This is a genomic window from Candidatus Dojkabacteria bacterium, from assembly GCA_030583845.1.
GTDB lineage: Bacteria > Patescibacteriota > Dojkabacteria > SC72 > JAHDCA01.
The window spans coordinates 148,029-170,225 of sequence record CP129478.1 but is presented as its reverse complement, the minus strand read 5'-3'; the positions used below and the strand labels follow the sequence as shown (position 1 = coordinate 170,225).

The following is a 22,197-nucleotide window of genomic DNA, read 5'->3' as shown; positions in this document are numbered from 1 at the left end:
GTTAACCTGCTGGTCTGCTACATCTTCGGTCTGGCTGTTATCGGCTGCCTCGGTGGCGGTTTCTTCGGCTCGTTTTAACAACTCGTCCTTCACTGTATCCTTTTCTAGACTCTTCTTTTCGGGCTTTGGTGTTGCTGTTTTTTTCTCTTTCTTCTCTGCCATGTTTTGCTGTATAAAATGAGGTTTTTGCTTTATCTAAATGGTTTTTGTCTGGTCGAGGTCTATCATACTATAAATTTATGGGCTTGTGAAATCTGTTGCAGAAGTGCTTCCGGAAATGTAGAATCACCTTATAGGCTTCGATTGATTAGGTAAAAGCAATGCCAACTGTTGAAATTATAACCACCAGATCTGATAGTGCTGATCAAGTTAACCTCTTGAAAACTCTTCCCGAATATTATCAGGAACTTGGATTGGTTCTTCATGAGAAAGCCCCAGGCTACCTATCTACTCTAATAACGCACTCTCAGAATCTGATGAAGGAACTCCCTGATGGAGTCTTCGTACCTATGTATTGGTGTGGGACGAATGATGATGGCCAGTCTGTTTTGTCTAGACTGGCCGTGGGTAAAAACTCCTTGCGTATAGAAATTCCAGACCACTACGCCCTACCTACTTATCAAGAATCGTTTGTTACTTATGTAAGCGGAAGTTTTGAGCAATTCACGAGAGAGCTGGCAAACCAGTATAGCGAATCTATGCAGTATGTGATTAAGGTAGTTAGGGCCGCTCAAAGTGATTTCGTGTCAGCGCCGGGAGCGGAATTTAATATTACAAGCACATTTTTAGATGGGTTTATAGGTACACTCCCTGCAGAGCTAAGGCCTTCCGTTGAAGTACTTAATTCAAGCGATGTCGAGCCGAGCCAACTATTCTCATTTTATGCTGCCGCAATTATCACTGGTGTACCAAGTATAATGAATCTTATGTACCGCGCATATGTTGATTTTGGGTCAAAGGCCAATGCCTACACAATGCACATCAGGCCTGATGTCTATCCAATAGGAGTACCGAACAAGGAGGAAGACCTTGTAATAGACATGGTAACATCAATAATTACAGAAAATTTTAATATGTCTGCTGTAAAAGAAAATGAACCTGTTTATCGGATTCTTCTTAGGGCAGCTGATGTGTTTAGTGTTTTCGTAGAAATACTTAAGCTGCCCTATTCGGAGAAGTCAGCTTGATCCGAGCAGTTAATTCGGCTACATTCCGCTACTCTTCAGCCTCTGCAAACGCCTGACCCAGAAGCCTAGCCCTTACTAGTCCAAGCCATACAAAGCCAGCCGCTTGTGCGATCCATCCAATAAGACAGAAAGTAAGCACGAAACTCACAATGCCTGTGATTATTGAGGCCACATACGTGATCAGCTCTGATAAGCCGAAGTTCTTCCAGTTAAGCTTTGATATTCGATACACCTTCTTCAGATCCCAAGCGGCGGTAACGGAGTTATATTTCAGATATTGGTAAGTTGTTGTTGGCATTACAAAAAATGTAAGCACGAATGATACCGCGATCATTGCAAGCACAAGTAGTCCAGCGAAAATCATCATCACTACTCCAATAGGAATGCTGCCGCCATCTGTAAATGAGACTACTGCACCAAAAAAGAAGATTGCCAATGCAATTACCCAGGCCAATGTTAGCCCTATATAGTAAGGCAATCTCGCAAGCCATAGCTTAAGCCCATCGAGCATTTTATGACCGATCTCTACATGCTCTGGAAGTGTATCTCTGTTGCCTGCCATTACACTTCTAGTAGCTTCAAGTGTATAACCGCTGATGTACAGCATTAATGGTAATGATGCCAGCGAAAACAGCAGTGCGACTCCGATTAGCCCCATGTAGATTAGTAAATATGTAAAATCGTCGGCTGTATCACTGAATTCAGATAATACATCTAGTATATTTGAGCTAAACCTGATCAGGCTGCTGATTAGATAAACGACCGCCAATGGTGCAGTGATCATCACTAGCTTCCTCACCCATTCTTTGTCGAGCGTTGGGTATTTAAAAACTTCGACCACATCGAATTTCATCATGTGTGTAATGGTAATAAATGAATTGGCTGATTATAACACGGTCAGACCCGAAGTGCTCAGACCCGACCGGGTCTGAGCGACAATGATAAAGCCTTTAACTAAAGGGAAAAGTAATTTCGAAATTGATTAAGAGTCTGAAACTACACGTCCAATGTAGCCATGCGAGCATTTGTCTGAATGAATCGGCGTCGAGGTGGAACCTCGTCGCCCATCAGCACTTCGAACACCTTCTCTGCCTCTTCCATGTCCTCGATGCTAACTCTCTTTAATACTCTGGTTTCTTTATTCATTGTGGTTTCGGCAAGCTGGTCTGGATTCATCTCACCTAGCCCTTTAAAGCGGTTGATCACTGGTGTTTTGCCAGCCGCTTTTGCTTTGGCTACGAACTTATCTTTTTCAGCATCGTTAATGAAGTAGTACTTTTGTTTCCCAACCTCAACTTTGAACAGTGGTGGCTGTGCTACGTACACATATCCCTGCTCGATCAACGGTCTGAAGAATCTAAATAGCACTGTGAGTATAAGTGTGGTGATGTGCTGGCCATCTACATCAGCGTCAGTCATCAATATCAGCTTATGATATCTCAACTTGCTGACATCCAAAGTCTCACCAATTCCAATTCCAAGTGCTGTGATAATATCTTTGATTTCGTTGTTGGCCAAAACCCTATCCAATCTATACTTCTGGGTATTTATCACCTTACCTCTCAATGGCAATACCGCCTGAGTACCACGGTCGCGGCCCTGCTTTGCAGATCCACCAGCCGAGTCACCCTCGACCAGGAACAGTTCGCACTCCTCAGGGTTCTTACTCGAGCAATCCGCCAGCTTACCTGGCAAGCCTCCACCCTCAAGCGCGCCTTTTCGCACGACTGCATCGCGGGCGGCTTTTGCTGCTGCGCGGGCCTTGTTAGACAAAATAGCCTTGCCGATTATGGCTTTCGCTTCCGCTGGGTGCTCGTTAAAGTAAGTCGTTAAGGCATCTTTTACCACTTTTTGCACGACAGGCTTCACTTCTGGGTTGTTCAGCTTGATCTTGGTCTGGCCTTCAAATTGTGGGTCGCTTACTTTTACTGAGATAACTGCGGTCAATCCCTCGCGCACGTCGTCACCGGTCAAAGTGCCGTTCATGCCCTTGAGCATTTCGTTTGCTCCGGCATAATCATTGATTGCCTTCGTAAGTGCGGCACGGAAGCCTGCCAGGTGTGTACCACCCTCAGGGTTGATAATGTTGTTGGCGTAGCATTTTACATTCTCGTCGAGTGAGTTGTTGTACTGGATTGCGGTCTCGACAAGTACATTTTGATCCTCCCCTTTTGCATAGAATACTTCACCCACTGCCTTCTCATCCATATTCATGAACTGAACGAATGACTCAACACCATTTTCGAAATATAGCTCGAAGATCTTTGGTGGCTGACCCTCCTCTACTCGCTGGTCAATCAGTGTGAATCTAAGTCCAGCCGTCAGATATGCAAATTCACGGCAGATCTTGGTAATCATATTGTTATCCCACTCGACAGTGTCAAAGATCGTCTCGTCAGGATAAAACAGATGTGTGGTTCCTGACTTATCTGTCTTGCCTAGTTCTTTAACCTCGGTTTTCTTCTTTCCTTGTGAATACTCTTGTGCGTAAATCTTGCCATCCTTATAAACAGTAGTGACCATCTTGCTAGATAGCGCATTGGTACACTTGATACCCACACCGTGCAAACCACCCGATACTTTATATGCACCACCACCGAACTTACCGCCAGCATGCAGGTTAGTCATGATAGTCTCAAGGGCTGATACTTTGGTCTGCTGGTGGAAGTCGACAGGCATACCTCGTCCGTTGTCAGATACTTCCATACCGCCATCCTTCTGAACCGTCACAATTACGTGATTACAGAATCCGGCAATCGCTTCGTCTACGGTGTTGTCAATGACTTCTTTGAAGATATGGTGTAAGCCAGCTTTGTCTGTAGAACCGATGTACATAGCCGGTCGCTTGCGGACAGCCTCTAATCCTTGGAGCACCTCAATCTTGGAGGCGTCGTATTTTTCGTTGTTTGTTGGTTTTGGTGTCTTTGGCATAACGCTAGGTATCTTAGACTAGAGGGCGTCGGAATTCAAGGGGAGGTGGATATAGAATGGGGCGTCCCAGAACTGGGACGCCCTTGTTGGGTCTGCCCTGAATTGCTCAGACCCGATCGGGTCTGAGCAATTAATCTCCGATGTGAGCAATTAATCTCCGATGTTATAATTCATTAAGTAAAATTAATAATTAACCCAAGATGCAGATCTATACGATCTTTACCGTCATAATATTGGCAATACTCTTTCTCCTCTCCGCAGCGCTTTTCATGCGGAAAAAACTTTTCTCGGTGATGTCGGTTGGGCTAAAAGTGCTTTATGCCTTAGGAATTATAGGTGTTGTTACAGCCTTGCTACTACCACAAATATATACATGGACCTCCGATAAACTGCTCCAGGCATCTGGTGTACACGACAGAATTGTAGAACTGGATGAGCAATTCGTTTTTCTAAATATCGTGAAGGATTCTGTGGGCAATGTTGACGATATTACAGATCGACTGTCCGATTTCCTTAACAATTTACGAGACTCTGATAGCGATGACGATGCCAGCAGTCAGGAGGATGAAGCTACTGAGTCTGAGAGCGAAGGCTACTTTACCGAGAACCTATACCCTATTTTTGTGGACATCCTTGCCGGCTTTTTGCGGCTTATTGCATTAATCATGTCTATGGTTCTGGTTGTGCTGGTTGTGTATGTAAGTTACGGCATGAGCGGTGCTACAGATGCTGCCCGACTCGAGGCGAAAGTGGCATCGTTAGAAGCCAAACTTTCCAAGCTCGAGGATGAGTTGGAATCAAAAGTCTAGACTGGCGCCTCAATCGGCCCATTTTGCTTAGTGGCGCACCATGTTGACACTAATTATCCCGTTGTAGTAGAATAAAGAGGACTTAATGAGTTGGCGCTAGCTACACTACAAGTCACTCTTGAGAAATGACGTCGTATAGGTACGCCGTTTTCAAGGTGCGTTAAGTAGGCGGGCGAGTCAGTCGGTTCATTAGGTAGGGTAACTTTTAATAGATCTCCAAATGGAAAAAGCAGTAACAGACTTTTTAGGAAAGCTCGGTATTTCCGATACTGAGGCCCAGTTGTACGTGGACCTTCTCGAATTAGGCCCCTCCTCTATCGCCGAATTGACCCGCAAATCAACGATCCCTCGTACGACTGTTCGTGAGAATGTTGAGCGACTAATCCAGAAAGGCTTGGTGAGTCAGACCTTCAAAGGCGCTCGCAAGAAGCTTGTAGCCGAGGAGCCAAATAAAGCGAAACTGCTTTTGATGGATAGGAAGTTGGATCTGGAGAATCAGCAGAGGAATTTGGATGATTTGGAGAATAAGTTTGAGGGGTTTGTTAATGCACTCTATGAGTTTATACCAGGTCAGGCAACCGATTCGAATGTTGTGATTAAATATTTTGAAGGTAAGAGAGAGGTATGGCCAGTTTACGATGAGATATTGAAGGCAGACACAGTTTATTCTTTTGCTGACCTATCAAGGTATTATGAAGTATACCCAGACAGCATGGATCTGTGGGTAAAGGCTTTTGATGAAAACAAACGGAGAGAGTACTGGGATATTCTCGTCGGATCCTCAAAAGATAAAGAGGTGACTACATCACAGGCGATTGATAGGTATCATGTCAAACTTTTGCCTTCAGCTAAGAAAGATGACGGAATCTACTTCGCAGATATTATAGTTTTTGATCAAAAGGTTGCGATTATCGACTTGGGAGATAAGATTCCTAGAGCAACTGTAATTGAGTCGCCACACATCGCAGGAAGTATAAAAATGCTCCACAAGTATTTGTGGGACATTATGGACTAGTAGATCCTAGTAAGTGTCTTTCTTCGCACACTCCGGATGTGCGTATATGTGCCCTCTATTCGTTAGGGCTAGCGACTGAGAAATCCTTGGGAAGTTATTATCGTATAGATATGTTTTAGTTGTAAACTCTATTGTTGGGTCAACCTCGATTGGATATCCGTACTCTGTGAAGTATATTATAGACGCCAGTTCTTCAATCGCATAGTTTAGAAGTACTTCTATCGTATCTCTCATCTCACTGTCCGGGATGTTTCGTGATTCTTGCATCTCCTTGAGTTTTCCACCAATGCCCATCCTCATTAAGTTTCTCAAGTCACCGTGGAATGACTGGTCTGAAACAGAGAACTCCTTCAGTTGGCGAAGGATATTTTTATACTCTTCATTATCGGCGAAGTCACGGAATTGCAGAATTCTGACATTATCTGTTTGGAGGGCTGTAATTAACTTCTCGTAGCTTCGCTTCTTCTCATCAGATATATTTCTAGCCTTGGTCAGCGCTTCATCTGCATTAAGAGAATTAAAGACTTCAAAGTTGTACCTATCAGGGTCGTCCATTAGAACTATGGCAAAATTCTTAAAGACCTTGCTTCCCCATTCGATATAGTACTGCATTCTCTTTGGAGCGAAAAATTTGTGTTGAATGCTTATTCCCATAAATCCATTATATTTTCCTGGGTTCAAGAGAGCATTTGTTCCCAAAGCTGTTTGCTGTTCTATTATCATTGGTATCTGAGTGATCTCATTTTTCATGGTGGATTATACTACACTATGGGGAAGATTTCTTGTATTTCAGCACACAGTTCTCCAGTAAAAGTCTGGGGCTACTATTCGATTCTAGTCGTTTGAGCGATTCGCCTAGTAATACTATGAGTTGTGTATACTTTCCTTTAGCCTCCCAGTCTTCTTCTTCTAGACATTCAGCCAACGCTTTGTCAGTCATCTGTTTTATCAGATTTTGCGGGATAGGCTGCTCATCTGATAATTCACTTATTAAGGCAAATAGAGAAGCAATAGAGGCATTTCTTACATCTATGTCTGCAATTTGTTTATTATTTGCAAGAGATACATCAAAATTTTCGCTCTTCACATAATGCCTGACACACCTCGAAACAATCGTATCCAACACCCCACTCTCACTATCCACCAACAAAAAATACAAAGTCCGCTCACCCTGCTCCTCTAGCGCTTTCAACATCGCGTTCTGTGCCTCGAGCCGTCATATTGTGGGCATAACAGATAATTCCCAGCTGGTACTTCTCTTTAAATGGCTGAAAAATCAGCTCCTTCTGGAGCTGTTTTACATCTTCTATCTTTATAGACTCACCCTCGGTGAACTCAATAATATGTATATCAGGGTTACCGTGTAATTGGGCGAATTTCTCAAAGCTTGTGCCAAGATATTCGTTTATCTTCCCGATAAGGTATTCGCGGCGGAGGTTCACGTTTTGGTTAATTAGTAGATGTGTCATAGGGCTAAAAATTTCAGACCTTTGGTAAATTGTCCGAACTCGAAAAATGAAAATGTTAGAGGCCAACTGGTCCCTTTGCGCATTCGGCTGTCCCCAACTATCCGCGCTAAAATGTTAATAAGTTCGCACTTACATAAAATTATAGGACCCCTGTCGAGTTTAGGCGTACCTGACTCGTTTACGCCACAAGCTAAATACCCCTACCGCTTGCGGCAGTCCATTGTAGCACAGATCTGCAGATGACATTCTTTAACCATACCACCCCGCTAACTCATAGTGCGTAGCATCTCCTCGAATCCGAACTGCACTTAATGAAATCCGCAATAATTGCTCTTGTCTCAGCGTATGCATGTCGCACTATACTTACTCATAAATTATAGTTAATGAGTCGTGAAATACTAAAGTATTATAGGTTAGCTGGGTGGTTAGGCTGTACTCACTCGAAATAAATGATAATATATTGGCAGGTTGGTCTGGTGTTGCCATGGCCTGCCCACGTTCAGAAATTAATAGCTGCCCAAATGAGATAACACTCGCTTAGTCGACCATTTTCAGCAAAATCAAAAAATCACCAAGGAGCAAGCTGATGAGGTTCGCGTAGAGCTGACTCAGTCATCTAAAACTGAGGAGGCTGCCTTATTAGAGCGAAATCTAGTCACAGTAGAAGATGTCGCAAAGGCTAAGTCAGAGATGTTTAACATACCATATGTTGATCTCCGCGCTATAAATATTCAAGATAGCGTGTTCTCCGCTTTCGATATTGAGAAGCTAAAGAGATATAACGCAGTACCGTTTGAGCAGTCTGGTCACGTTATTAAAGTGGCAATGTCGGATCCGTTTGATGTGCAGGCCACTCAAGCTTTGACCCAGGTGCTGATGACAAAAGGTGGAGGGAGAATTCTAGTTCATATTGCGACTCAAGATTCAGTTGATTTTGTTCTTGACAGTCATATTGGTGGTCTGATCTCGACTGAGGTGTCAGAAGCACTTGAGGATTTTGAGGGTGGCGAAGTCACGGAATTGAAAGATGAAGATGCCGGCGCACTTGAGTCAGGCGATCTGAAAAATGCTCCTGTAGCAAGGATTGTAAACTCAATCTTGCAGTACGCAATCAAATCTGAAGCCTCAGATGTCCATATTGAGCCGCTTGAATCTAGCCTTCGTGTTCGTTTTAGAATCCACGGCGTGATGATTGAGAAGCTTACTTTGCCCCGAAATATGAAAGATTCTGTCGTTGCTCGTATTAAGATTATGTCCAACATGAAGATTGACGAGAAGCGCGTTCCTCAAGACCAGCGCCTCCAGGTGAAGTCGAATGGGAAGAGGTTTGACGTTCGTGTCTCCACGATGCCCTCAATTCATGGTGAGAAGGTGGTTATGCGTCTGCTTGATGGGTCGCAAGGTGTGCCGGCATTGGAGACATCCGGGCTTCGCGGCGGAGCATATCAGCAGATTCTCGACGGCTTGAAATTGACAAACGGAATTATTCTTATCACTGGCCCGACCGGCTCTGGTAAGACGCGTACTTTGGCGGGTGCGCTAGATAAGCTAAATACTACTGAGGTAAATATCATTACTCTTGAAGATCCTGTCGAGATCCGTATTCCTGGCATCACCCAGATCCAGGTTAACAAACAGGTTGGCCTCACCTTTGCTGTTGGTCTTCGATCTATCTTGCGTCAGGACCCAGATATCGTAATGGTTGGTGAGATCCGTGATCAGGAGACTGCAGAGTTGGCGGTTGAGGCTTCGTTGACTGGCCACCTGGTTTTAGCAACTTTGCACACAAATAGCGCTGCAGCTGCTATCCCTCGATTGATTGATATGGGTATTCAAGACTATTTGCTAGCTTCAGCTCTGAGAATCGCAGCGGCACAGCGTCTTCCAAGGCGTATCTGCAATGATTGTATGGAGGCATACCCTGCTTCTGAGGCAGATGTTGCGAACATTAAAGAGGTATTCGGCAGCATAAAAGGTTTTGATGTTTATGAGTATCTGAAGAAGCTTGCAGCCAGTGCGGGACAGCCTGGTCAGCCTGAGCACCTTGCCAAGCTGAAGGCTCCTGATGTAGATGCAAATGGTGCCCCGCAATTTTACCTGTATCGCGGTAAAGGTTGCAGCAAGTGTGGAGGTTCCGGCTATAAAGGGCGTATTGCTATCTTCGAAGTAATGACAGTAGATGGTGAGATCTCTGAGATTATCAAGAACGATCCATCGGACGCAGCGATTCAGAAGGCGGCTGTTGAAAAAGGCATGATTACAATGATTCAGGATGGGTATCTGAAGGCACTCGAGGGGATAACGACTCCAGAGGAGGTACTCAGAGTCTCGAGGGAGTAATTCTGTCCCGATCTGGTTGAATTGTTTAAATAGTTCATCTATATTGTATTTAAGACGGTTTAGAGATTAAAAATAACTAACTGCCCAAGATGGATCTGACGAACGCTCAAGGCAACGCGAGCCCACAATCACAAAATAGTACTGGTTTAGACTTTACCTACCCGACCGTTGCCACTCCAGGTGGCAGTTCCGTTGCTCAACCCGCAGCTACTCCAACAGCTTCTCAGCTTTCTGCAAATCAGCCTGCTGTGTCTCTTAACTCACCTATCTCGAGCGATATGGCTGATAATGCAGATGCATCAGCACAGGGTCTAGATACACCGATGCCGGCCAGCTCCCCGCCTCCATTCAAAGACGATGAATCGAAAAAAGAGGCCTTGGACATGCTGAAAAGTGCAACCAACTCGATGGATTTTCAGCCAGTTGAAGATAGTGACGAAGGCTCCACAAAGAGCGCAGAGCCAGCGAATTTCTCAACTGACACAGAATCGACCACGTCAGGTGAGAGTCCATTGAAAGCTCTTGCTAAGAAGCTATCTGGCTTAAAAGATGAATTTGTTGAAGAAGTCGACAGTGAAAGTAACTCAACTGCTCTACCCTCACATCAATCCAAAGATCCAGTTTCTAATAATCCACTTGTCCCACCGGTAATACCTGAAGCACCATCCCCATATGCCAATTCAGATACAGAAGATGAAAAAGAATTAGATAACTCATTAGAACCAAACAAGATGGATCAAACCAACACATCCCCTTCACTTCCTGTCGTGAATAGCAGCGATATGCCAGAAGATTTCAACCCAGCATCCCTGAGCAGCACAGCTGCCCCAACAGTATTATCTGCGCCGATCTCTCCACCACTAGCACCTACGCCATCACCTGCCCCAACCACAGTTTCGACTGCCGACCCTCTCGCTCCTGCCAATTTAACGCCGATGGTCACCAATGAAGATAGTTCTGATCCACTCACAGGTCCTGGTCTTACCAGTACTATGAGCACACTTGATCCTTTGACTGGCGATAGCAATATGGATAAAGGAACGGATATGACTTCGGTGGTAAATAATTCGACGCCAACGGTTTCTCCAGCTCCTATGGGTGGCTTGGCTGGTATGGTTGATCCTATAACCGGCCCTGGCAGTCTAAATACTCCAGCCGCTGATCCAATTACGCCTGGTAAATTAAGCAGTGTGACCGATAGCGCAATACCGAGTAGCCCGCTCGGTGGCGATCTAAGCATGGGTATGGGTGGGTCTGTCTCGGCGTCACCAATGGAGAGTGTTAAAGCCACAGATGCTCCGGCAAAGGAAAGTCAAGCCGCCATGCCAGCGAAGGAAGTAGCAGTCACTCCCCCGTCACCAGTCATCCCGACACACGCTAATTCTGCAGATAGTTCAAAGAGTAGTTCGGTAGCAGCACCATCAGCATCGGGAGGAAGATATCCGTACACGATGGAACAGCTACTTGATCTAGTGTTTGAGAGGGATGCATCGGATCTCCATATTACAGTTGATTATCCAGTAATGCTCCGCATCGACGGTTCGTTGGTAGAGGTAAACCCAGCTATTGTTACAGAGCAACAAGCGCAAGACCTAATCCTCTCGATATTGCCAGAGCAGAAGAAAGAGCTGCTAGAAGTAAACCGTGAAGTTGACCTTGCCCACTCTCATAAGACTAATGCTCGATTCAGAATCAATGCTTACTACCAGCAGCAATCTTTGGCTGCGGCATTCCGTCTGATTCCGAACGAGATCCGCTCTATTGATGATCTTAAGCTGCCACAGATATACCACCAGATCGCCAAATTGAGGCAGGGGCTTGTGCTCGTAACAGGACCTACCGGGTCGGGTAAGAGCACTACACTTGCCGCAATTTTAAATGAGATCAATAATACACGTCCCGATCATATTATCACTATTGAGGATCCTATCGAGTATGTGTTCCCGAAGGCGAAAGCTATGGTGGATCAGCGTGAGCTTCACGATGATACCCACTCATGGGAAATTGCACTTAAAAGCGCACTTCGACAAGATCCAGATGTAATGCTTGTAGGTGAGATGCGTGACTTTGAGACAATCTCATCGGCGATCACATTAGCTGAGACCGGACACCTGGTATTTGCAACGCTCCACACCAATAGCGCTGCTCAGACAGTTGATCGTATTATTGATGTGTTCCCGGAGCACCAGCAGTCGCAGGTGCGTTCGCAGCTGTCGAATGTAATTGAGGCAGTTGTGGCTCAGAGGTTGATTCCCGTCGATAAGGGCGGTCGTACAGCAGTATCAGAGATAATGATCGCTACCCCTGCGGTGCGTAACTTGATCCGCGAGGCCAAGACTCATCAGTTGGATAATGTAATTAGGACAAGTGCAGACATTGGTATGATCTCGCTCGAGCACTCGTTAGTGAAGCTTGTGCGTGATGGCATAATTACAATGGAGAGGGCTCAAGAAAATGCTGTACATCCTGAAGAGGTGATTCGATTGATGAAGGGTGCGGCCTAGTCGCACTTGCGAAGTCGGACTTAATGAAGTCGCACTTCGCGAAGGCGGAGTTGATAGTTGTTGAATATTAAATTTAATGAAATAGCAGGAAGTGAACCAGTATAAGTACTCGGCCAGAAACAAAGAAGGTGCTGTCATCAAGGGGAAGTTAAAAGCAAGTAGTGAAAACGATGTAGCTGATTCATTGCAGGCCAAAGGGCTTATTGTTGTTGATATCAAGGAAGATGTTGGTGTGAACCTCGAGCGACTAAATGAGATAAATATCGGTGGTGTGCCGATGGCCGATAAGGTTGTCTTCATGAGGCAGCTGTCGACCATGATTTCAGCAGGCCTTCCGCTTTCGCAGGCGCTTGAGATACTTGAGGCGCAGGCGGGCAATCCGAAATTTAAGAAAGTGCTGGCTGATGTTACTGCCGATGTTAAAGGTGGTACTGCGTTAGCAGTAGCCTTTAGGAAGAGCGCAGATGTGTTTGACGATATCACTGTAAGCTTGATCGAGGCCGGTGAGGAGTCGGGGCACCTAGAAGAGATTTTGAAAAGACTTGCAACTGAGCTCGAGAATCAGAAGAAGCTAAAGGATAAAGTGAAGTCAGCATTCACCTACCCCGCTGTTATTGTTGTAGTCATCATTGCAGTTATCGCAATCATGCTGTTGGTGCTTGTGCCGGCGATGGAAGATATATATAGCGAGTTCGATGCCGAGCTTCCATGGGTAACTCAGGCGCTTGTTGCGATGAGCAATTTTGTGATCAATTTCTGGTGGCTAATAATCGTAGCTGTCGCGACAATTGGTATTTTGTCCAAGTACTACTTCGATACACCGAAGGGTCGCAAATTTAAGGACAAAGCTATGCTTCGACTCCCTGTTTTTGGGAATTTGATTAAGAAAATTCAGATAACACAGTTTACCCGTGTGTTATCGCTCCTTCTCAAGAGCGGTCTATCAATAGTGGAGGCGCTACAGCTGACTTCTAACTCGCTGAGCAACACCCTATTTAAAGAAGCTGTGCTTGAGGCGAAGAAAGAGGTCGAGAAAGGCACGCCGATGGCTACACCAATTGCAAGAAGTCAGGTATTTCCGCTGATTGTGAGTCAGATGATAGCGGTTGGTGAGGAGTCTGGGCAGATCGATATGGTTCTTGAGAAGATGGCTGAGTACTACAATTCTGAAGTTGAAGTCATTACGAATAACCTGACGACATTGTTAGAACCACTGATTTTGATAGTTATGGGTGGTGTGATAGCGTTCATAGCTCTTGGTGTTTATATGCCGATGTTCTCGCTTGTTGAGGTTATCGGTTAGTAATTGACATCACCATGAGTATGGGATAAATTTTAGGTAGCACTATTTTAATTAACTATTACTGTCCATGAATAGAAAATATAAGGGCTTCACACTAGTCGAGATGCTGATCGTTATGGGTATCCTCGCAATTCTTATGGTTTTAGGTATTACCGTTGGTAGATTCGCTATCCAGCGTGCAAACAGAATTGCTCACCAGGGTGCTGTTGACCAGATTGATCAAGCAATGCAGGCCTACTACACAGTTAATAGAAAGTATCCAAGTGACACTGAGTGCGCAAGCATGTCTACACTTATGACTGATGAAACCAACTGTCTTGGTAGCTTCGTAGAAGGTGGCTGGGATGGAGGCTCAGAAGCAACATACTACTACACATCAGATAGCATCTCACAGTCATTCTTAGTGTGTGTTTCCATTGGTGGTATTGATGATGAACTTGAAGAAGGCTTCTACTGCTCGGGTAACGCATGGGGCGAGAGCGATGCTGGTGCAGATAGCGTAACGACCAAAGATGTTGGGCCAGATGATGCTGGTGCAGCGCAGGTCACTAGCTTCCCTGTATCTCAAGATTGGGATGGGTCAGCTTGGGGATCAGGCGCATCAATCGAGTCGCGTTAGTATTTGATCATTAACCCCGCTAACTTATAGTGCGACACGCACTATAAGTTAGCGGGGTTAAGCTTAGGATAATGGTATTACTGCATATTTTAATCTTCCTTCTTGGTGCTTCATTTGCGAGCTTTTTCTGTGCTCTATGCTATCGCATCGAGAGCGAGATGAAATATCGGGATCTCCTTACGAAAGGCTCTCACTGTGAGAAATGTGGAAAGGAATTGAGGTGGTATGAGCTCGTTCCTGTGTTGTCATTTCTATTTAGCAAGGGTAAGTGCAGAAAGTGTGGGGCAAAGATAAATCCGGTGTACTTTGGTGCTGAGCTGATATTTGGTACCACAACACTACTTCTATACCTTTATGGTGTCCATCCGATTGTATATGTTTGGGCTGCTACATTAGGCTTCCTTGCAATCTATGATGCTCTATATAAAGGTGTGCCCAAGAGCATAATGCATCTCTATCTATTACTTGGTGTGGTATGGCTTGGTGTAAGGTTGGTTCAGACGCAAGATGTTACCCTCCTCTACCCCACAGTTATTGCGCTGATGATATTTGCTGCGGTTGAGCTGCTCAATAAGCGAAAAATGGTATTTGGTCGTGGGGATTCGCTGACGCTAATTTACATTGCCACGATTTCAACGACAGAGATGTTTGTCACCACAATTGTCGCAGCATTTCTTATCAGCGGTATATTTGCCCTTGTGGCACTGTTGGCAGGCTTGGTGAAGAGAAAGGGGTATATCCCATTTATCCCATTTCTTGCTGTTGGTTATCTTGCTGCACTTCTACTAGCGCAGAAAGGCGTGTCCTTCTTTGATTATATTTTTTTGCTATGGTAGATTGTGGTATGAAAACTGCTGATAAATACAAAGGATTTACTCTGATGGAGATGATAATCGTGATCGTAATCTTTATGATCCTCTTCGCGATGTCAATTTCAGCTTTCTCGGGCTTGCGCTCAACTATTGCCCTCAATGAGGCGGTTAAGAATCTAGAGCAGGACATCAGGAATGCTCAGAGAGATGCTTTACTCCTCTCGAGGGGTAAAGATGAGAAGTGGCTTTATGGTATAGGTATAGATTTTAGCGATTTCCCCCAAACTGGTGAATATAGAGTTTTCAAATGGTGCTCACAGTTCGATGATTTTGGTGATCCTAAAACGACATCGGATTTCCCAAACTACGATCCTGCGGTCGGTGACCTTGGGAGTGCCACTAACGGGAACTTCCCGCAAGGCAATTATGTTGAAAGCTGTACGCGAGGTGGAAGTACATTTTCGTCAAATAGCACATCACTAGTAGAAATGAGCGGGACAGGTATTGTGCCAATAGAATATCCAATCATGATTGGTGTCAATCAGGAGCTCACTGGGCAAGGTGGAGCACCAGCGTTCCCAGCATATGTGGTATTTGAGTCGACAACAGGCCGAGCATTTTTCTACGATAATAATGGGAGAATACTAAATTACGATGGAGATGGTGACCTCGAGTCAGACGCATTTGATTTTGAGGTCGTGCTAGCAACTGTTGATAGGGATCATAATCGGATGCTTAGGATAAGATATTCGTCTGGAAAGATAGAGCTCGACAAGGTAAGCACAGAAGACCTCGGAAAATGGGTCTTCCCAGCGGATCCAGCCAATCAGGGCGGTGGGCAAGAGCCTCCAAATGATGAAAATCCTCCGAGCGACGATATCCCTCCAAATGACGAAAGACCCCCAAACGATGACTCATCATCTGATAATGAGACTCCGCCAATAATTCCGCCACCAAATGATGATAATTCGTCGGAAGAAGAGGATAAGCCGTCTGAAGATGACGATGGTGGTAGTGGAGAGATAATTATCCCTAATATTTAATTATGTCAGCCGTCTCAATGATAAATTCAAGTTCACAGAAACGATTGCGGACTTATTCGGCACAGGGCTTTATAGAGGCCTTAATCGCCATCCTGGTGGCTGGAATAGCATGTGTAGTGTTGATGCTTGTTGCCTCAAAGACAATCTCTCAGATGAATCGAAACGAGATACACGATGAACTGACTGTCAGCGCGATTCAGGGCGGTGAAATGATGAAATTTCTCGTCGATGGGTATGTAGTTCATGAGCCACCTTCCGGGCTAGGAAACTTTCTCCCACTTAACTTTTCGGCGAATGGCACTCTGTTGGATGCTGGTAAGTGCGTAGCAATCTCTGGTGGACTTACCGATGCCGAGCTGACTTCCAAAGATACTGCCCTTTGTAACTACAACCTATTGCAGGGAGGAATCATCCCTTCTGAATGTCTTGATACTGATGAGGCAATTGTCAATCCTGACGAGCAAGGCGATATATTTCGTGTAATGTGTATTCACCCTGAATCAACAGAGAGAACCTTGGTTGTTAGATTCTTTACCGGGTTCGAGCCTGAGTGTAGAAATGAAGGTGGATACCAGTCGGTTGTTGGAAGTAACGATCAAGAGGCATCAGAGTGCATTATTTATGGATACACTTCAGCCTACTCTACTGTGCAGACAATAGAGAATGAATAATTTCGCTATAGATATGATGCAAAGAGTGAGAAGCCTAAAAGCACAAAAAAAGTATGAAGCCTTCAGTATGGTTGAGATGCTGCTTACATTGTTGATCATGGGTTTTGTGATGATTCTCGTCGGGGCGACACTTACTGCACTGATCAAGGCCTCGGCTATATCATCGGCGAGAACTCTTTCGCGAAATGAGAAGGAATTTATGTTTGACCTCCTCGAGAGATACATTGAAAACGCTGATCCAGAGGAGATCCTGGTTTACAATGTGTCTGGGAGATATATTGACGAGGATGGCTCTATAAGTGTTTCAAACCCACAGCAAGTTGCAGCTAGCTTTGAAGAGCCAGTGGAGCAAGCATCTGGCATTGGCAGCGAGATTCATGTCCGCCCGGTTGGGTCAAATAACTGGATTTGCATTGCTTTTTATCCAGGTGATATCGGTGCTACCGACCTTGGCAGCGGGTTTGCTCCAGATGTCACTACCCCATCTAATGGAGATGAGAGCATAGGGTATCTCCTCAAGGCTACCTCCGACTCGCTTGCAAACCATAAAGATTGCTTTGATCCTGCTGAGAATCTCACGTTGGAGAACGAGCTTGTTTTTCTGAACTCACGAGAAATTGATGTTGAAATCTTTGAGGTGAGCTACTTCCAGTCTCAATCGGAAAATTACACCTTTCTGATTGACCTCGGAATAGAGCCTGTAAATTGGGTCGGCGGTGAGAGCTCTGAGTTTAAGCCGCTCTATCAGGATCAGTTAGTCGTATCTACGGACAAAATTATCTACTAAAATCCAGCTGCTCGGTTCGATGTTGGGACATTCCAAAACTGTTTGCAGAAACGTGTAAAGTTGACCCGCATAACCCTTTTTGCTACATTTAATGTAATTAAATCGCAAGCAAAGTTCATATAGTGCATAAGCTGAAAGGTGAGCGTTACCAGGGGCAAGCATTGGCAATCATACTGATAGTTCTGGTTGTGGCTGTTATTATTGCCTTGGCAATCTTGTCGAGGACATTGAAGGATAGTAGACGTGTAGTTGATGAGCAGGAATCTGCGGAATCAGTCGAGATTGCAGACACGACCCTAGACGCGCTTAAGGATATTACACTGGAAGAGTTTGCCCTATTTGCTGAAACGGCTGGAGTTGAAGCTGGCATATGCAATCCTGGTGGTACTATCCCAAACTATGACTTCTACGAGCATGGCTGTGAGATAAGCTCAGAAGATATTGATGTGCTAATCGACTATTTTGGCGATGGATATGATCTTGAGGCTATTTTCTCGACAATCTTTAGCGATCTCTCAAATCAGTGTCATGAAGAGACATCAGGCTTCAGAATTATGTTTGAGCCGGCAAATGCTGAAGAAGAGTTCGAGATTGGCAAAGATACGATGTTTGCATTTGTACCAGGGGCTATACCTGCTCCCGCAGGCTGTCAGGTAGAGATAAATGCTTCGCCTGTCGGTAGTCCCGATGGTAGATTGATCGTGGCAAATATATATGCCCAGCGTGATGGTGCTGGACTGATCTCAAGCTATAAAGAATACGCTTATGACGACGTTAAAGGGTACTGCTTCACAGCTGGTTGTGGCCCGCAATACTGGACTCCCGCAACTGGGACTCCGAGTATCGTTGTACCCGCGAGCATGGCTTCTGGTGGTCAGACATATTATATAAATGAAATCAGGATGCGGGCAGTAAATAGCACAGTTGCTGTTAGTGCGATCGCAGACCCCAACGAGTGCGTGAACATCGGTACATATATGAAAATTTCTGCTATAGTGAACTGTGGTGATAACTCTCGTGGAAAAGAGCTTGTAGTCTCTGATCAGGAGTGGGCTCCACAGATCTTCGACTATGTGCTTTTCAATGGTGAGGGCGAGTTGAGGACCTATGATGAGTAGTTCTTCGCTGAAGCTACGAACTACAAATTATGATAAATATTAATTTAATTACAAACTAATATGGCTGATACAAAAGGCTACACAGTATTGATTGTTGAAGATGAGGTCCCTTTACTAGAGACATACGCAGAAATCCTGACAGGCCAAAGCTATACTGTGTTGAAGGCCGATAACGGATATAAAGGTCTTGAGCTGCTTGAGCAGAACAAAGATCAAGTCGCAGTAATGATTCTTGACCTAATGATGCCAGGCATGGATGGCCTTGAAGTTTTGAGGAAAATTAAGGCAGATGCTGCAAAGTATGGCAATCCTCCGGTAGTAGTACTGACAAACATGACAAGCGAGCGAGTCATCAAAGAGGCATTCATGATCGGAGCAAACTCTTACCTCATTAAGTCCGAGCTAGAAGCTGAAGATCTGCTGCGCGAGGTGAAGAAATTTGAGAACGGAACTGGTGGAGCTGCGACAGGTAACCCTGGAACTGATGCGCCAAGTGCGCCTACAACTGATACACCTGCGACTGATAACCCTGCATCCGATGCTCCTGCCGCTGAATAGATAAGAATGAATAGTAGAACTAACTAGAAATAAACTTAAGCACTTAGAGACATGGCTGTACTGCCCAATCATGTTGGTATAGATTTCGGAAATCATACCGTCAAAGCCGTAGAACTGAAAAATACCTCATCCACTACCCCATCCTTGGTGAATTTTGGTAGCCAACCAACGCCAACTGGTGTAATCAACAGTCCCGATGCAGAGCATCAGAAGCAGCTAGCGAATGCCCTGAAAGAGCTGTATGAGGCCTCAAGGATAAAGACGAGGCAAGTAGTGCTTGCCATCCCAGAATCAGCAGTATTCACTAGATTTATGGAATTTCCAGGGATCAAGGAAGAGGAGATCCAGAGTGCTGTCTTCTATGAGGCTAAGCAGTATATCCCGATCCCTATTGAAGAAGTACAGATGAGTTTCATCAAGATAGGTTTCAACCAAGATAAAAATGCTCACCGCATTCTGTTGGTAGCCGCGCCTAAGAAAATTGTTGAGATATACCTTAATGTGGCTCAACAGGCTGACCTCGAGCCAGTTGCGATTGAGACCGAGTCTATCGCGATGGGACGAGCGATGTATCGTGCCACAGAGTACAGACATATGGTGATGCTTGATTTTGGTGCGCAGACGACTGATATGAGCGTGATGAGCGATGGCTTCCTGGTGTTCTCACAGAGCATATCGATCGGTTCTGACGCTCTGACTCAGGCAATCGTAAACCAGTTCAACTTCGACTATGTTCAAGCCGAAGAGTATAAGCGCAACTATGGAGTGCAGGAGAATGCTTTGGAAGGGAAAGTCGCCGCAGCACTGAAGCCAATTGTTGACTCGATCCTGACCGAAGTCCGCCGTGGTGTGGAATTTTATAAGAGCAAGACACTCCTCACTGCACCAGATAAATATCTGTTAAATGGTGATGGTGCCCTACTTCCTGGCTTGAGTGATTATATTACAAGCAACCTTGGCGTAAGCGCTGAAATTTCAGATCCATGGAAAAACGTCGATATCCCAAGGAAATTCAAGGATGTTATTGAGAAAAATAAGCCATCCTTCTCGGTGGCGATAGGATTAGCATTAAAGTCTGAGTAAATGGATCAAAGTAGCAGTAACAATATCAATAACTCATCAGCCGGAGGAGCAAATGGCGCAATGACAGGGTCTACAGACTTACTGTCACCAAATCTGTCGGGCGATGCAGCTACAACTGCTGTAGCTGATTCAGTTGGTGCAGGTATTGGAGCAGCAAGCGCAGCTCCAGAAGGTACTGTAGCTGATGCAGCATTGCAGCCAGCTGTTCCCGCGACTGAGGTCGCGCCATCGGCTGCAGGTGATGTTGAGACGGCTAAACCTAGTGCAGATGCAGCACCTACAAAAGAGGAACAGGCTGAGAAAGACCATATAGAGAAAATTAACAGTGGAGGAGGAATTAACCTAGTCCCTACTCTCTCGAAAGGTGAGAAACAGGTAATAGAGAAAAAAAGCAGATTTAATTTCGCTGCTGCATTCTTCATTCTATTGCTAGTAATCGTCTCGATTGCGGTTGTAGGATTTAACATCATTACGAAGTTTCAACTTAACAGAGAGCGTGATCAGACAAAAGAGCTTGAAGCACAGATATTAGATCGTGGTGATGTAGTTCGCTCTAACAACGAGCTGCTCGATAGAATAAGCCTCTACAAGAATGTACAGGAAAGCACCCTCTCCCCTCGCGAAATTCTGCTCTACTGGCAGGAGCTCACGGCTGACTACGGCCAGATACAAGAGGTCGAGATGAAGGGCGGTGTGAAATTTACTTTCCGTGGTACATCAAATTCACTAAATGATGTAGCTATCTTATGGCATAAGCTTAGCATTGATGAGAGGGTTACGAATATCAACTTGGAGTCTGTAAGCAAAGGCGAGGATGGAGTCGTGTCGTATAACTTCGAGGGTGACCTCAACGCAGATTACTTTATATCAGAGAAAGCCAATCAGTAATGGCCTTACAGCAATCTAGGAAAACAATATCGGAAAGGACAGGTCAAGATTCGGTCAAGACATTGACCTTCGGAGATATGGTGGTGCCTCTCTTGAGCTTGTTGATCCTTCTGCTTCTTACTGGCTTTGTGTTTATCCCAATGACTCTTGAGGCGCTAGACCTCCGCGACAATATCAAAGAGGCCCAGAATAAGCAGGAGCAGCTCGATGAAAAGCTCTTAACGATGAAGCCACTTGTAGACGATAAGGCAGTAGTTCAGGAAGATCTGAAGGTGGCCAGAGATGTTATCCCTTACATACTCGATGTCGCAGATTTCACTTACTACGTCGACCAGATTGCACAAGGGAATAACCTACGATTTCAAGAGATCTCCTCAGGAAATATCGAGGTAAGCAGGATCGGATTTGAAGGTGAGTCAGAATTTGGTGCCAATGTGCGTGGTGTTAGCGGCCCAATCGAATACCGTGGAAGCTATGAGAATATTGTAAATTTTCTGGATCAGCTGCAGGCCGAGTCGCCATTTATCGTTGAAGCTAGCTCAATCAGGCTGAGGCGCAACAATGCCCTTACTGAAGAGGAGCTGGCTGCTCTCCCAGAGGGTGATGAGAATGTCGAGGGCGACTGGGCAATTGAGATGGATATCACTGGATACTACATCGCACAGCAAGAAAGAGACCTGACTATCGATATTTACGCTGGCTTCATTCCATATACTAACTATCAAGATGTGGTCGCCGTATTTGAAGAAAAATCTACAAAGATCCAAGAAAGCGAAGATAATCGCTTGGAGCAGTAGGCCGCTAACTTATAGTGTTTAATCTCTCCCCATACCTGTACGATTTTGTTGCAATCATTAAATCTTAGCTATTGGCCTTATCTATAAAATTTATAACTTCTATGCTATAGGTTAGCGGGGTGGGTTACCATAAGCTTAAGAAATCCCCTTGGTACAGCCGGAAAGCTTGAAAGAGCTTCATGCATCTGTTAAAATCACGGTAGTTGTAACAAGGGGTATACTAGGTTTGATAGTCACCCACTACTTGTTGAACCTGAAATTAT

At 45.0% G+C, this 22,197-nt stretch carries 21 protein-coding genes; 16 read left to right on the top strand and 5 right to left on the bottom strand.

All coding sequences use genetic code 11. The features are described from left to right. Positions 1–320 precede the first annotated feature (320 nt). A complete protein-coding gene (locus tag QY318_00845; protein ID WKZ31306.1) occupies positions 321–1,187 on the top strand; it encodes a hypothetical protein in 867 nt (288 codons plus the stop codon). Between the two features lie 28 nt (positions 1,188–1,215). On the opposite strand, the gene QY318_00840 is transcribed toward QY318_00845, so the two are convergent. Both QY318_00840 and QY318_00835 read right to left on the bottom strand, forming a co-directional pair. Then, the gene (locus tag QY318_00840; protein ID WKZ31305.1) at positions 1,216–2,043 is read right to left on the bottom strand and encodes a DUF4013 domain-containing protein; all 828 of its coding nucleotides are present in this window, start codon (positions 2,041–2,043) and stop codon (positions 1,216–1,218) included. Positions 2,044–2,183: 140 nt separating this feature from the next. Continuing rightward, a complete protein-coding gene (locus tag QY318_00835) occupies positions 2,184–4,118 on the bottom strand; it encodes a DNA gyrase subunit B (GenBank protein ID WKZ31304.1) in 1,935 nt (644 codons plus the stop codon). 200 nt (positions 4,119–4,318) lie between these two features. Between QY318_00835 and QY318_00830 the strand changes: the two genes are divergently transcribed. Beyond that, positions 4,319–4,927, top strand: coding sequence for a hypothetical protein (locus QY318_00830; GenBank protein WKZ31303.1), 609 nt, complete (start codon positions 4,319–4,321; stop codon positions 4,925–4,927). 220 nt (positions 4,928–5,147) lie between these two features. Continuing rightward, on the top strand, positions 5,148–5,942 hold the full coding sequence (locus QY318_00825) for a helix-turn-helix domain-containing protein (GenBank protein WKZ31302.1): 795 nt from the start codon (positions 5,148–5,150) through the stop codon (positions 5,940–5,942). Between the two features lie 6 nt (positions 5,943–5,948). Here the strand turns inward: QY318_00825 and QY318_00820 are convergent, their stop codons facing one another. The 3 genes from QY318_00820 to QY318_00810 are packed head-to-tail and all read right to left on the bottom strand — an operon-like array spanning position 5,949 to position 7,384. Then, positions 5,949–6,692 carry a tRNA-dependent cyclodipeptide synthase gene (locus tag QY318_00820; GenBank protein ID WKZ31301.1) on the bottom strand — a complete coding sequence of 248 codons (744 nt, stop codon included), beginning with the start codon at positions 6,690–6,692 and terminating at the stop codon, positions 5,949–5,951. 16 nt (positions 6,693–6,708) lie between these two features. Beyond that, entirely contained in the window at positions 6,709–7,137 is a 429-nt protein-coding gene (locus QY318_00815) for a hypothetical protein (GenBank protein ID WKZ31300.1), read from the bottom strand. Further along, on the bottom strand, positions 7,109–7,384 hold the full coding sequence (locus QY318_00810; protein WKZ31299.1) for a hypothetical protein: 276 nt from the start codon (positions 7,382–7,384) through the stop codon (positions 7,109–7,111). The genes QY318_00815 and QY318_00810 overlap by 29 nt, the downstream gene beginning before the upstream one ends. A 630-nt stretch (positions 7,385–8,014) precedes the next feature. Between QY318_00810 and QY318_00805 the strand changes: the two genes are divergently transcribed. From QY318_00805 to QY318_00745, 13 genes are all read left to right on the top strand, one after another. Next, entirely contained in the window at positions 8,015–9,751 is a 1,737-nt protein-coding gene (locus QY318_00805; GenBank protein ID WKZ31585.1) for a GspE/PulE family protein, read from the top strand. A 1,451-nt stretch (positions 9,752–11,202) separates the two neighbouring features. After that, the gene (locus QY318_00800) at positions 11,203–12,255 is read left to right on the top strand and encodes a type IV pilus twitching motility protein PilT (protein ID WKZ31584.1); all 1,053 of its coding nucleotides are present in this window, start codon (positions 11,203–11,205) and stop codon (positions 12,253–12,255) included. A gap of 91 nt (positions 12,256–12,346) precedes the next feature. Continuing rightward, a complete protein-coding gene (locus QY318_00795) occupies positions 12,347–13,558 on the top strand; it encodes a type II secretion system F family protein (GenBank protein WKZ31298.1) in 1,212 nt (403 codons plus the stop codon). Positions 13,559–13,625: 67 nt separating this feature from the next. Continuing rightward, positions 13,626–14,177, top strand: a complete 552-nt coding sequence (locus QY318_00790; protein WKZ31297.1) for a prepilin-type N-terminal cleavage/methylation domain-containing protein — start codon at positions 13,626–13,628, stop codon at positions 14,175–14,177. A 71-nt stretch (positions 14,178–14,248) separates the two neighbouring features. Continuing rightward, positions 14,249–15,013 carry a prepilin peptidase gene (locus tag QY318_00785; protein WKZ31296.1) on the top strand — a complete coding sequence of 255 codons (765 nt, stop codon included), beginning with the start codon at positions 14,249–14,251 and terminating at the stop codon, positions 15,011–15,013. Between the two features lie 8 nt (positions 15,014–15,021). Continuing rightward, a complete protein-coding gene (locus tag QY318_00780) occupies positions 15,022–16,032 on the top strand; it encodes a prepilin-type N-terminal cleavage/methylation domain-containing protein (GenBank protein WKZ31295.1) in 1,011 nt (336 codons plus the stop codon). A 17-nt stretch (positions 16,033–16,049) separates the two neighbouring features. Next, positions 16,050–16,703, top strand: coding sequence for a hypothetical protein (locus QY318_00775; protein ID WKZ31294.1), 654 nt, complete (start codon positions 16,050–16,052; stop codon positions 16,701–16,703). Then, on the top strand, positions 16,696–17,490 hold the full coding sequence (locus QY318_00770; GenBank protein ID WKZ31293.1) for a hypothetical protein: 795 nt from the start codon (positions 16,696–16,698) through the stop codon (positions 17,488–17,490). Before QY318_00775 ends, QY318_00770 begins: the two co-directional genes overlap by 8 nt. Before the next feature lie 122 nt (positions 17,491–17,612). After that, the gene (locus tag QY318_00765) at positions 17,613–18,608 is read left to right on the top strand and encodes a hypothetical protein (GenBank protein WKZ31292.1); all 996 of its coding nucleotides are present in this window, start codon (positions 17,613–17,615) and stop codon (positions 18,606–18,608) included. A 60-nt stretch (positions 18,609–18,668) separates the two neighbouring features. Next, on the top strand, positions 18,669–19,166 hold the full coding sequence (locus QY318_00760; protein WKZ31291.1) for a response regulator: 498 nt from the start codon (positions 18,669–18,671) through the stop codon (positions 19,164–19,166). 51 nt (positions 19,167–19,217) lie between these two features. Beyond that, positions 19,218–20,249 carry a type IV pilus assembly protein PilM gene (pilM, locus tag QY318_00755; GenBank protein ID WKZ31290.1) on the top strand — a complete coding sequence of 344 codons (1,032 nt, stop codon included), beginning with the start codon at positions 19,218–19,220 and terminating at the stop codon, positions 20,247–20,249. Beyond that, positions 20,250–21,137 carry a hypothetical protein gene (locus tag QY318_00750; GenBank protein WKZ31289.1) on the top strand — a complete coding sequence of 296 codons (888 nt, stop codon included), beginning with the start codon at positions 20,250–20,252 and terminating at the stop codon, positions 21,135–21,137. Beyond that, positions 21,137–21,934, top strand: coding sequence for a hypothetical protein (locus tag QY318_00745; GenBank protein ID WKZ31288.1), 798 nt, complete (start codon positions 21,137–21,139; stop codon positions 21,932–21,934). Before QY318_00750 ends, QY318_00745 begins: the two co-directional genes overlap by 1 nt. Positions 21,935–22,197: the final 263 nt, after the last annotated feature.

What these genes read in the sequence shown, in the direction of transcription:
- QY318_00790 (WKZ31297.1), top strand. Translation starts at nt 13,626, where the DNA reads ATGAATAGAAAATATAAGGGCTTCACACTAGTCGAGATGCTGATCGTT.
- QY318_00825 (WKZ31302.1), top strand. Translation starts at nt 5,148, where the DNA reads ATGGAAAAAGCAGTAACAGACTTTTTAGGAAAGCTCGGTATTTCCGAT.
- QY318_00835 (WKZ31304.1), bottom strand. Translation starts at nt 4,118, where the DNA reads ATGCCAAAGACACCAAAACCAACAAACAACGAAAAATACGACGCCTCC.
- QY318_00820 (WKZ31301.1), bottom strand. Translation starts at nt 6,692, where the DNA reads ATGAAAAATGAGATCACTCAGATACCAATGATAATAGAACAGCAAACA.
- QY318_00845 (WKZ31306.1), top strand. Translation starts at nt 321, where the DNA reads ATGCCAACTGTTGAAATTATAACCACCAGATCTGATAGTGCTGATCAA.
- QY318_00800 (WKZ31584.1), top strand. Translation starts at nt 11,203, where the DNA reads ATGGAACAGCTACTTGATCTAGTGTTTGAGAGGGATGCATCGGATCTC.
- QY318_00750 (WKZ31289.1), top strand. Translation starts at nt 20,250, where the DNA reads ATGGATCAAAGTAGCAGTAACAATATCAATAACTCATCAGCCGGAGGA.
- QY318_00815 (WKZ31300.1), bottom strand. Translation starts at nt 7,137, where the DNA reads ATGTTGAAAGCGCTAGAGGAGCAGGGTGAGCGGACTTTGTATTTTTTG.
- QY318_00780 (WKZ31295.1), top strand. Translation starts at nt 15,022, where the DNA reads ATGAAAACTGCTGATAAATACAAAGGATTTACTCTGATGGAGATGATA.
- QY318_00760 (WKZ31291.1), top strand. Translation starts at nt 18,669, where the DNA reads ATGGCTGATACAAAAGGCTACACAGTATTGATTGTTGAAGATGAGGTC.
- QY318_00840 (WKZ31305.1), bottom strand. Translation starts at nt 2,043, where the DNA reads ATGATGAAATTCGATGTGGTCGAAGTTTTTAAATACCCAACGCTCGAC.
- pilM (WKZ31290.1), top strand. Translation starts at nt 19,218, where the DNA reads ATGGCTGTACTGCCCAATCATGTTGGTATAGATTTCGGAAATCATACC.
- QY318_00785 (WKZ31296.1), top strand. Translation starts at nt 14,249, where the DNA reads ATGGTATTACTGCATATTTTAATCTTCCTTCTTGGTGCTTCATTTGCG.
- QY318_00830 (WKZ31303.1), top strand. Translation starts at nt 4,319, where the DNA reads ATGCAGATCTATACGATCTTTACCGTCATAATATTGGCAATACTCTTT.
- QY318_00770 (WKZ31293.1), top strand. Translation starts at nt 16,696, where the DNA reads ATGAATAATTTCGCTATAGATATGATGCAAAGAGTGAGAAGCCTAAAA.
- QY318_00775 (WKZ31294.1), top strand. Translation starts at nt 16,050, where the DNA reads ATGATAAATTCAAGTTCACAGAAACGATTGCGGACTTATTCGGCACAG.
- QY318_00745 (WKZ31288.1), top strand. Translation starts at nt 21,137, where the DNA reads ATGGCCTTACAGCAATCTAGGAAAACAATATCGGAAAGGACAGGTCAA.